This is a genomic window from Mesorhizobium sp. M0293 (assembly GCF_040321735.1).
Taxonomy (GTDB): domain Bacteria; phylum Pseudomonadota; class Alphaproteobacteria; order Rhizobiales; family Rhizobiaceae; genus Mesorhizobium.
Genome location: NZ_JAMYSA010000166.1, coordinates 1 through 10,396, shown reverse-complemented (window position 1 = coordinate 10,396; position 10,396 = coordinate 1). Strand labels below are relative to the sequence as shown.

10 protein-coding genes, 1 tRNA gene and 1 pseudogene are annotated in these 10,396 nt (G+C 60.8%); 6 read left to right on the top strand and 6 right to left on the bottom strand.

Annotated features, from left to right (window positions below; genetic code table 11):
* Positions 1 to 132: 132 nt before the first annotated feature.
* Positions 133 to 1,491: a Ppx/GppA phosphatase family protein gene (locus NKJ06_RS32645; RefSeq protein ID WP_352812069.1), complete on the bottom strand. Its 1,359-nt coding sequence runs from the start codon at positions 1,489 to 1,491 to the stop codon at positions 133 to 135.
* A 386-nt stretch (positions 1,492 to 1,877) separates the two neighbouring features.
* Between NKJ06_RS32645 and NKJ06_RS32640 the strand changes: the two genes are divergently transcribed.
* From NKJ06_RS32640 to NKJ06_RS32630, 3 genes are all read left to right on the top strand, one after another.
* A complete protein-coding gene (locus tag NKJ06_RS32640) occupies positions 1,878 to 2,810 on the top strand; it encodes a lysylphosphatidylglycerol synthase domain-containing protein (RefSeq protein ID WP_352636173.1) in 933 nt (310 codons plus the stop codon).
* A 175-nt stretch (positions 2,811 to 2,985) separates the two neighbouring features.
* Positions 2,986 to 3,059 (top strand) — tRNA-Gln (locus NKJ06_RS32635).
* Between the two features lie 262 nt (positions 3,060 to 3,321).
* Positions 3,322 to 3,984, top strand: a complete 663-nt coding sequence (locus NKJ06_RS32630) for an MT-A70 family methyltransferase (protein WP_352636175.1) — start codon at positions 3,322 to 3,324, stop codon at positions 3,982 to 3,984.
* 3 nt (positions 3,985 to 3,987) lie between these two features.
* On the opposite strand, the gene NKJ06_RS32625 is transcribed toward NKJ06_RS32630, so the two are convergent.
* From NKJ06_RS32625 to NKJ06_RS32615, 3 genes are all read right to left on the bottom strand, one after another.
* The gene (locus NKJ06_RS32625; protein WP_352636177.1) at positions 3,988 to 4,794 is read right to left on the bottom strand and encodes a BglII/BstYI family type II restriction endonuclease; all 807 of its coding nucleotides are present in this window, start codon (positions 4,792 to 4,794) and stop codon (positions 3,988 to 3,990) included.
* A gap of 66 nt (positions 4,795 to 4,860) precedes the next feature.
* A complete protein-coding gene (locus tag NKJ06_RS32620) occupies positions 4,861 to 5,322 on the bottom strand; it encodes a type II toxin-antitoxin system VapC family toxin (RefSeq protein WP_352636179.1) in 462 nt (153 codons plus the stop codon).
* Positions 5,319 to 6,413, bottom strand: coding sequence for a hypothetical protein (locus NKJ06_RS32615; RefSeq protein WP_352636181.1), 1,095 nt, complete (start codon positions 6,411 to 6,413; stop codon positions 5,319 to 5,321). The genes NKJ06_RS32620 and NKJ06_RS32615 overlap by 4 nt, the downstream gene beginning before the upstream one ends.
* 252 nt (positions 6,414 to 6,665) lie before the next feature.
* Here NKJ06_RS32615 and NKJ06_RS32610 point away from each other — a divergent pair.
* Positions 6,666 to 6,873 (top strand): annotated as a pseudogene (locus NKJ06_RS32610) (hypothetical protein); the annotation flags it as partial.
* Between the two features lie 16 nt (positions 6,874 to 6,889).
* Positions 6,890 to 7,510, top strand: coding sequence for a hypothetical protein (locus tag NKJ06_RS32605; RefSeq protein WP_352636183.1), 621 nt, complete (start codon positions 6,890 to 6,892; stop codon positions 7,508 to 7,510).
* A 33-nt stretch (positions 7,511 to 7,543) separates the two neighbouring features.
* Here the strand turns inward: NKJ06_RS32605 and NKJ06_RS32600 are convergent, their stop codons facing one another.
* Complete coding sequence (locus tag NKJ06_RS32600) at positions 7,544 to 8,230, bottom strand: D-lyxose/D-mannose family sugar isomerase (protein WP_352636185.1); 687 nt, start codon at positions 8,228 to 8,230, stop codon at positions 7,544 to 7,546.
* A gap of 177 nt (positions 8,231 to 8,407) precedes the next feature.
* On the opposite strand from NKJ06_RS32600, the gene NKJ06_RS32595 reads away from it, so the two are divergent.
* Positions 8,408 to 9,466, top strand: coding sequence for a D-TA family PLP-dependent enzyme (locus NKJ06_RS32595; RefSeq protein WP_352636187.1), 1,059 nt, complete (start codon positions 8,408 to 8,410; stop codon positions 9,464 to 9,466).
* A 49-nt stretch (positions 9,467 to 9,515) separates the two neighbouring features.
* Here the strand turns inward: NKJ06_RS32595 and NKJ06_RS32590 are convergent, their stop codons facing one another.
* A complete protein-coding gene (locus NKJ06_RS32590; RefSeq protein ID WP_352636189.1) occupies positions 9,516 to 10,280 on the bottom strand; it encodes a heme ABC transporter permease in 765 nt (254 codons plus the stop codon).
* Positions 10,281 to 10,396: the final 116 nt, after the last annotated feature.

Genomic DNA, 10,396 nt, shown 5'->3' with positions numbered 1-10,396 from the left:
CGGTGCGGGAGGCCGGGGGCCCACGCCGGGCCGCCCCGCCGCAGCCCCGCCCCCGGGCCCCGGGGGGTGGGGTGGGCGCGGCTGCTGGGGGGGTGGGGGGGTCGACTGTTCACCAAAGCAACGCTTCCGGGTTCATGCTCTGCCACGCCCATCATTGCGCCAGACGCCGTCATCGGCCATCAGCTCGCTCAATATGCCTTCGCGCAGGCCACGGTCGGCGACGCGCAATCGTTCCGATGGCCATACCGCGCGGATCGCTTCGAGGATAGCACAGCCGGCCAGCACCAGATCGGCGCGATCCGCCCCGATGCAAGGGTTGGCACAGCGCTGCTGGAAATCCCAGCCGACCAGTCGTTCGACCATGCGGTCGACGCTGTCGCGGTCCATCCATAGCCCGTCGACACGGCGGCGGTCGTAGCGTTCGAGGTCAAGGTGAACGCCGGCCAGCGTCGTCACCGTGCCCGACGTGCCGAGCAGATGGAAATTCGGGCTCGTCTTGAGATGGCTCAGCCGGTCGCGGCCGTCGAAGCTGGCCAGCCGGCCGGCGACGTCGTCGACCATGGCGGCGAAGATCTCGCGCGTCACCGTGCGGCCACCGAAACGCTCGGCCAGCGAGACGACGCCGACCGGCAGCGACGTCCACGACACGATATGGTTGGCGGGCCTTGGCGAGCGGCGGCCGGCGAGATCGATCAGAGCGATTTCGGAGGAGCCGCCGCCAATGTCGAACAGCACGACGCCTTGCGTGTCGCGCTCGACCAGCGAGCCGCAGCCGGAAACCGCCAGCCGCGCTTCGGTCTGGCGATCGATGATCTCGAGCTTCAGGCCGGCTTCGCGCTCGACGCGGTCGAGGAACTCGACGCCATTGTCGGCCGTGCGGCAGGCTTCGGTAGCGATCAGCCGGGCCTTTCGGATCTTGCGGTTGCGCAATTTGTCGCCGCAGATCTTCAGCGCCTCGACCGCGCGGTCCATCGCCGGCTGGCCGAGCCGGCCATTGGCGGTGAGCCCCTCGCCCAGCCGGACGATGCGCGAAAAGGCGTCGATGACGCGAAACTGGCCATGCCGCGTCGGCACGGCAACCAGCAGCCGGAAATTGTTGGTGCCGAGGTCGAGCGCGGCAAACACCGGAAGTTCGTGCACCGGCGGCCGACGGGCGCCCTGTTCGAAGCGCACCGGCGCAGCTGCGGGCGAGGCCACCGATTCCGCCGGTCTGTGCGCCTCCGCCGCCGGGGCACTGGTTTTGCCTGGCGCCGGCGATTGATTCTCCGTGGGACGCGCTTCGTCGCGCACAAAAACCTTGCGCCCGCGCCTTCGCTTGCGCCGTTTCTTGGGCTTGCCTTTCTGGGGCGCGTCGCCCGCCTGCCCGTCGGCGGAGCGGCGCTCCGTCGGGCGGCGTTGCTGCCAGCTGGCGGTCCCCGGGCCAGATGACCCCAGGGAAGTGCTGGACGCGCCCACCTCCGGCGCGCCGGCGCCGGTGTCGTGGTCTTCCACTGTCGTTCCTTCCGGCGCCGCGCGAACCGATGACGGACGCAGCAGGCGCTTCAGTGTTTTAAGTTGCCATCAGACTAACAGTGCCGCGCCCGATCACCAAGAGCCGCGTGCCGAATTTTGCCGGCTGGGCCAGCAAACCGCCATTCCCTGAGCATTGCGTAATGTGTCCGCAAGGCTTGGTTGCTAGCGCAACGCCTGCCGGCGTCCCTTTCAGCCGCTTGCAAGAAGGACAAATCCTGCCGGTTGCCGCCGCGAAAAAGCGTTCGCGGTTGAATAGCCGGCTTCAATGAGGCATTTCTGAAATGGGTGGAAGAATCCGGCGCAGCCGGTCTCCTCCCATCACCAACAGAAAAGGAAGCGGACCCGCAACGCATGGCAATCAGTCAATGAACTGGAGACGCTATTTCTGGCCGGTCGTCGGTATCGCGGCGGTGATTTTCTCACTGCTGCTGCTCTGGCACGAATTGCGCGGCATTTCGCTCGACGATGTCTGGGACGGCATATCAGCCATCCCTGCTCGCGGCTGGATACTCGCCGCACTGTGTTCGGTCATCGCCTATGCCTCGCTCGCCGGCTACGACCACATCGCGCTGCTGCATATCGGCAAGAAAGTCTCGTGGCTGTTCGTCACGCTCTGCTCCTTCACCACCTATGCGCTGTCGCACAACATCGGCGGCTCGGTATTTTCCGGCGCCGTCGTCCGCTACCGCGCCTACGGCACCAGGGGCCTGAGCGGCCAGGATGTCGGCGTGCTGGTGGCGATCTGCTGGATCACCTTCGTGCTGTCGACGATTCTCGCCTCCGGCCTCGTATTGGTCTTCGAGCCTGAGATCCTCGACCGGTTTTCCGGCATTGCCCATCACGGCCTGTCGAAGGCAGCCGGCATCGCCATGCTGATCGTGGTCGCCGCCTACATCTTCGGCAGCTGGCTGCATCTGCGCCCGCTGAAGATCGCTGGCTTTCAGCTGCACTATCCGGCGCTGCCGATCGTCGCCAGGCAATTGCTGATCGGCCCGATCGAACTGCTGGCGGCCGCCGCGATCATCTTCTTTGCCCTGCCCGCGGCCCACAATCCCGGCTATTTCGTCGTGCTGGGCGTCTTCCTCGTCTCCTTCTCGATCGCGCAGATCTCCCACGCCCCGGGCGGTCTCGGCGTCTTCGAAGTGGTGTTCCTCGCCGGCCTGTCCGACATGGAGCCGGTCGGCGTGCTGGCGGCGCTGCTGGTGTTCCGGCTGTTCTACCTGATCATCCCGCTGTTCCTCGGCCTGGGCATCGTGCTGCTCTTCGAGCGCTCGCAGTTCAGCCGGACAGAAAGCTGAGCACGAGATTGAACGCGGAGCCGGGCGCGACCTTTGAAACGCGGCATCTGAACGGGCTGACGAAACCTGCCGTTTGAAGCGCTCAGCAGGCTTGACTATTTTCCGCTGGCGGCTACAAGGCAGCGCTCACAGCGGCTTTGGCCGCTCGGCCCGCACGGTTCATGACCCTGCCTGCTGGGGAATAGGTTAACGGTAGACCCACGGACTCTGACTCCGTTAGTCCTGGTTCGAATCCAGGTTCCCCAGCCACATCATCCTCTTAAGTCAGTTGGCTCGACTGTCTAAATTCCCGTGATCAATCTGTCAGAAACGTATCATGGCGTTGACAGGAATCAAAAAATAGAACATAAAGAGAACATGCAGAGAGCATTCTATGTGCGCTCTGTGTTTCCACAAGGACGACGTAAGCTGGATATGGTAGTCCCATCTTAACCATGGGGCGCTACTTTCGATTCTATCAGACGGAGCCCTGCTCTGTGTTTTTGGAAGTATGTGGGCAGCAGGAGATATCATGCTCAACCGAGTTGACACCGATCCCTCACCGTCGAACGACTTCCTGACATTTACTGCAAAGCGCAAGTTCGCAACAATCATGGCGGACCCGCCATGGCAATTCGTCAACCGCACTGGGAAGGTCGCTCCTGAACATAAGCGGCTCTCCCGGTATGGCACTATGGCGCTGCCGGACATTATGGCGCTACCCGTCGCGCAGGCATGCGCTCCGACTGCGCATCTCTACCTTTGGGTCCCGAATGCCCTGCTTCCCGACGGCTTAGCTGTGATGAAAGCTTGGGGGTTTCAGTACAAGTCCAACATCGTTTGGCATAAGATTCGCAAAGACGGCGGTTCTGATGGTCGCGGTGTTGGTTTCTACTTTAGAAACGTGACCGAGCTCATTCTGTTTGGTACGCGCGGTAAGAACGCCCGTACGCTAGACCCTGGCCGGTCACAGGTAAACTATTTGTCCTCCCGCAAGAGGGAGCATTCTCGCAAACCGGATGAGCAATATCCTCTCATCGAAAGCTGCTCTTCAGGCCCCTACCTTGAGATGTTTGGCCGCGGCGTGCGCTCCGGTTGGGCCACTTGGGGTAATCAAGCGGGTGAGGACTACGAGCCGACTTGGAAGACGTACGGCTACAACTCGGCCACCGACCGCGTTATAGCCGCAGAGTGAGTCTCATTCCGGTGTAACGACACCTTCTTTCATTAGTGCTTGTTCTTCGTCGGCGATCTTTTCAAGCTCGATGTTCTCATCGAATGTCACGATGCTTGCCGGGAGTCCAATGAGCAGCAAGGGACATGGGTTACCAACGCCACGATTGACTCTGTCCTCAAGCTTTGACCAGTGCGTTGTGGCGGCCCCGTATTTGTCCGAGACAAAGTGGGTTGCCCAAGCTTCCTCGAATGACATGCCCGCGTTCTTGATTCGCTTGTCGACTTCCTTCTTCTGCCGGGCAGTTCGGGCCATCCCGAATGCCTCGACAGCTTCATGGGAATTCAGAGCCCTTTCCTGCGTGAAACGATAAACCATCTCCCGCATTTGATCCTGCATAGACGTACCGCGCGTGATGATGACGCCGACCGATATCGCCCCATCAGCATGTAATCTTTTGAAGTTTTCAAGATCGCGGTCGTAGAATGGGTCTTTGTTGTTCCACTCGATCTCGCATGCGATCACTCCCGCCTCAAAAATTTTCACATGATCTATCTCGTGAGAGATCGCTTCTCTCGCCACACCGTTAATGCGCTTTTCGACCGTAAAATTCAGCTTCGTCCATCCGCGATCGGCGAGCGCACGCCGGAGGCGCTGGGTCCCTTGCGTCTCGCCGCCTCCGGAGCCAATGATCTCCTCAATCGGAATCGACAACCCCGCTATCGCGTCCTCAAGCTCATCTATTGCATCTGGAAAATCGACGCTCAGTATAGCTCGAGCGTGCGAATGGATTTCGACCTGGAAGTCGCGGTCAAGGAGCTTCTGAAACATCTTATCCTAGAGAGCGATTTGTATGGCGAAAGTACCATAGGCCGAAAAACGCGATCAACGAGCGCTTCATTTAGACACAGGAGCGTCGATGGGGAGGACGGCAGGAGGAGTCGTAACCTTAGGTGGCGTGATCAGCGCGACGGCTGGGAAGTAGCTAACGAAATCGCGAGAGTTGTCCGTCATCAGCGGCGCATTCTCGACCTCGGCAATCGCACCGATGAAGAAATCTGGAAGCACTCCCGACTTCTGCTGCCCCTTAGTTCGGCCCCGGTACTCCTTGAAGGCGCGTCCAGCCCGGAATAAGGCGGCGTCCTTCGTTGGGTATCGCTCCAACCCCAACGCCTCGATCACGGAGTTGACCTCGACCACATCCTTCATCGTTACAGTGATCTCGGAATAAACCACATCCGATATGACGGCCGGGCCCTGCGTCTTCCTCACAATGAGTTCGTTTACTGACCAAACATGATTGGGCTCTTTGTCGTTGATGAGCGCGATCACAATGTTGCTATCCAGGAAAGTCGTCATTCCCCCCTCGTCAATTTCATGAGTTCTTCGGCGGTCATTGTCGGGCTCACACCGTTTTCCTTCAGCTGGGCGAGCGCAACTTGGGTCCTGCGCTTCACAAACTCCTCTAGATCGAACTCCTCAAGCTCGTCCGGAGACAAGTCTTCGAACCCAGCATACCTTGCGAGCATGGCGCACGCGGCAGGAATGCTTTTTAGGATACGGGCATTTGTCTTATGAACCGCACCCCTGGGGCGATGATCGTTGGCCGCGAAGTACTCAACATCCGGAAGCAGAGTGTTCGTACGGTCTTTGACCGCGTCTTCTGAGAACCTTTGCCGACCGCCACAGGCGTCGTAGAGGGCGACGAGATGCCTGATAGCCAGCTCCTTTTCGAGCGTGATTTTTCCCGTCAGTTGGAGAAACCCATATCTGTTCAGCAAACGCACATATTGAGACGGCGATGTAGATTCCTCATCGAGCAAGCGTTCTTCGACAATTCGATCCAGGGCGAGAAACAGGCAGTCTACCCACCACCTTTCAATGTGAGGCGTCGGGAAGTCACGCAGTCTGCCCCCGATGAAGAGATAGTTGAGGTTGGTTGATAGTTTCCGAGTTGTTTCGGCCCTATAACGTGAGTCAGCTTTCACGAACCGTTCAATGTCGTCGGCATTTACCGTCCTTGTATTCCAATCCAGGCTTCCCGCTACACGCTCTCGGATGTAGGCATTCGCCCAAAGGGCAGGCCGACGCTGCTCCCGCCTCGCCCCCGTCCATTTGCCCACAAGGCTGAGATTGAACGAGAACAGGGCAAGCATGTCGAAACGCTTCGAATGATCCCAGTTTATCGCCTGAAATACCAACTCATCGGCACAGAGATAATCCACGCCGCGAACAGTCTTGTTGAAAAGGAAGAAATTGATGGGGATGTAGTCGGGTCGGCCAGCCGACCGCACTCGCTTCCTGAAGTCTTCCCGAGCAACGTCCTGCATCTGGCCGTCGAAGCCAAGCCGAATGATTTCGTATAGCTCCAGCAACCCCGCCGAGGATCTACCCCAGCTGAAGTTCTTGGTGAAACTTCCCGGTCTCCAGATTTCTGCTTCGTCGGCCATGCGAATCTTGAGTATGCTCAAGACCGACCGTAGCCGTAAAAGGTTAAACTTCAACTGGGCGTTTGCATTCGAGAATGAGTTTACTCAGGGTCGTAAAATGGTCGGAAAGAAGCGTGCTCCACGGGAAGCCATCCTCATGTGGCCGCAAAGTCGCTATGCATTTGCCCGGCGCGCGTAATCGGCACACACTGATCGCTATGACTCTGTCCAGGGCGTCACGGCGCCGAAAGGCCAAGGCTTGGGTGAGACCTCATGGATCTCTCCAACCTCGGCACCTACCGCCGCCTCATCTCCACCCTCACGGCGGAAAGCTAGCGCTGGTTCGATATCGGCCTCAACTGATGCTACTGCTTCAACCATGAGGAAGGAGCGCTTTGAGAAGGCACTCGAAACGGATCCCGACTGCGCTTTTGTGCATTGGGGTATCGCCTATGCGGCCGGGCCTTTCTACAATCTGACCTGCACGAGGCGGCATAATGCCCACTGATAGCCAGTTCATTCTCGAAAGCATCAGCCAAGGCTGCGTGATGCTTGCTGACGACGAGTTCGTCGTCGACAGGCTGGTGAAGTATTTCGGCAATGGGAGGATCCGATGGCACGTCGAATTCCGTGGGCATCGCATCGAGCTGACGACAGGCCAGCTTAAGAAGCAGCCTACCTTCCGCCGGAAGATACTCGAACAGGCTGGTGTGCTGCCGCCCCAGCGTGCCGGGACCAACTACAGGCGATGGGCACTCGATCTGAGGAAGAATGCCGTCGAGCTTCCTTGGCGGGATAGGCCGGTCGATGTCGGTTTCGCCATCGACAGGCTCACCAGCCATGGGGATGAGCGCTGGACGGTCGAATACCAAGGCAAGGCAATCAAATTCACGACGACCAAACTCCGCAGGCAGGTTAGTTTCCGAAAACGCATGCTGGCCAAGGCCAAGGTGCTGCCGCCCCAGCTGGACCCGGCTGCCTATCGGAAGTGGATAGACTGGCTCATTCAAAACGCCACCGACCCGCAGGCCGGCGATGCCTTGATGACGGAGAAAAGTTGGCTTGACGACCTGCCAGAGCTAGCCGGCTGGCAAAACGGGGACGGCCCGACATCCTAGTTGCCCGCGCGATTCCCGTGCCCGCATTGCCCCTTATCCCAGCCATTTCTCATAGTCGGATACCAGCAGGTGCACGGGGGCGACATCCTCGTCGATGTCTGCAAAGCGGCCGATAGGCTCGCGAAACACATTGTCGGTGAGATCGTCATTGACGGTGGACACCTCGCCGATCAGCACATCCTTGCCTTCGGCCCAGAAGGCATGCCAGACGCCGGGCAGCAATGTGACGCTCTGGCCCGGGTCGAGCTTCAGGAGCCCACCCGCCGGCAGCCTGTGGATCGTTCCGTCGACAGGCACCGACACTTCGGCCTTGGGATCGATACCGCCGTCGCGATCGTGCATGAACAGTTCCAGCACCAGCTTGCCGCCACCACGGTTGATGATGTCCTCGGCCTTGATGTTGTGGCGGTGCATCGGCGACAGCTGGTCCTTGCGCGAGATCATGATCTTCTCGGCATAGAGCATGCCCATGCCCCTCTTCATGTCCTCGTAGCGGCCGTTGCGGACGGTAAACAGGAACAGGCCGAGATCCTTGAACTTGCCCTGCCCGTAGTCGGTGATGTCCCAGCCGAGCCGCGAGGTAAACACGGCCGCGGAGTCGACCTGGCGCGCCTTCATCTCCTGAGGCGACCAATAGGCGAAGGGCGGCATGATGTAGCCGAACGAACGGATGAAAGCGTCGGCTTCGCGGATGATGTCGTTGATGGCGGAGCGTTTCATGATCATGATCCTTCGTATGGATTTGTCCGGCAAATCGCATAGCCGAACGCCGTTCCGGTGTCGATCCATTTGCCGCCTTGCGCCGGCCCATGGACCACAGATCGGGTCCGCTGGCCGCGTGACATCGCACCCATTCGAGGTCATAACCGCTGCGGATTTCTCACAGAGTGACAGCTGATGCCGACCATCCATGATCTCGACACGCCGTCGATCCTGATCGACGCCGCGCGCGCTGAAGCCAACATTGCCCGCGCCCAGGCCCATGCCGACAAGAACGGGCTGAAGCTCAGGCCCCATATCAAGACGCACAAATTGCCTTACTGGGCGAAGAAGCAGGTCGCAGCCGGCGCCGTCGGCATCACCTGCCAGAAGATAGGCGAGGCGGAGGTGATGGCCGACGCCGGGCTCGCCGACATTTTTCTCCCCTACAACATCCTTGGCCGCGCCAAACTGGAGCGGCTTCTGGCGCTGCATGGCCGTATCACCTTGTCGGTGACGGCGGACAGCCTGGAGACGATTGAGGGGCTGGCCGCCACCTTCACCGATGCCGGCCATCGCCTGCCGGTGCTGGTCGAATGCGACACCGGCATGGGCCGCTGCGGCGTGCAGACGGCGGATGAAGCGGTTGCGCTGGCAAGACAGATCGACAGAGCCGGCGGCCTCGCCTTCGGCGGGCTGATGACCTACCCGGCCGCCGGCCGCGCCGCGAAGGCAGAAGCCTGGCTTGCCGACGCCAAGCAGACGCTTGCCGCATCGGGTCTCGCCTGCGAACGCATCTCCAGCGGCGGCACACCGGACATCTGGCGCTCGAGCGAGGCATCGGTGGTCACGGAGTATCGTCCCGGCACCTACATCTATCTCGACCGCTACCAGGTCGCCAAGGGCGTCGGCAGCCTCGACGATTGCGCGCTGACGGTGCTGTCGACGGTGGTCAGCCATCCCACGGCAACACGTGCCATCCTCGATGCCGGCAGCAAGGCACTGTCTAGCGATACGCTCGGGCTCGCCGATTTCGGCGAACTGCTCGGCATTCCGGGCGCGCGGGTGACGGGCTTGAGCGAGGAGCACGGCACCGTCACGCTTTCGGGCGACGGCAAGTTGCGCATCGGCGAACGCGTGCGCGTCGTGCCCGACCATTGCTGCGTCGTCACCAATTTGTTCAACGAGGTCAATCTGATCGAGGGTGACACGGTGCTGGAAACGCTGCCGGTAGCGGCGCGCGGCCGGATGGGGTGAGAGCGACCATCTACGACTTCGCGACGCCGGCGGGAAGGATCGCGACGCGTCAGTTGGCGGGCTGCTCCGCCTGCCGTGCCGCGACGCGGCGCATGGCGATGACCCGGCGGCGGCGGATTTCGGTGCGCATCGCCATCAGGTGCAGTGCAAAGAACAGCACGGTGAAGCCGAGCGCCATCACCAGCAGCGGCCAGAGCAGGCTGGAATCGATGGTCGAGCCGCCCATGCGGAACACCGAAGCCGGCTGGTGCAGCGTGTTCCACCAGTCGACCGAGAATTTGATGATCGGAATGTTGATGAAGCCGACCAGCGTGATGATCGCGGCGGCCCAGGCGGCGCGGCTTGCGTCGTCGAGCGCGCGGGTCAGCGCAATGATGCCGAGATACATCAGGAACAGCACGAAGACCGAGGTCAGCCGCGCATCCCAGACCCACCAGGTGCCCCACATCGGCTTGCCCCAGATCGAGCCGGTGATCAAGGCCAGCGCGGTGAAGACGGCGCCAATGGGGGCTGCCGATTTCAGCGCGACATCGGCCAGCGGATGCCGCCAGACCAGCGTACCGAGCGCCGAGACCGCCATCAGCGTGTAGCACATCATGGCGAGCCAGGCGAAAGGCACGTGGATGTACATGATGCGAACGGTGATGCCCTGCTGGAAATCCTCCGGCGCGGCGAAGCTCATATAGAGCCCGACGGCGAGGACAAGCGCGGCGATCGCCGCGAGCCATGGCACGACCCTGTCGGCCAGCCCGACGAAGCGCGTCGGGTTGGCAAGATCCATCCAGCCGGTCAGGCGTGAAGTCGTGTCGCTCATGCGGCCTTACATAAACCGCCGATGCGTTTGGGGCAATCGACGGGCGGAGCCGGGCCAGGGCAATCGCTTCGGGTTAACGGGAGGTGCGTATGGGATGCGAATGTGATTCATGAGGG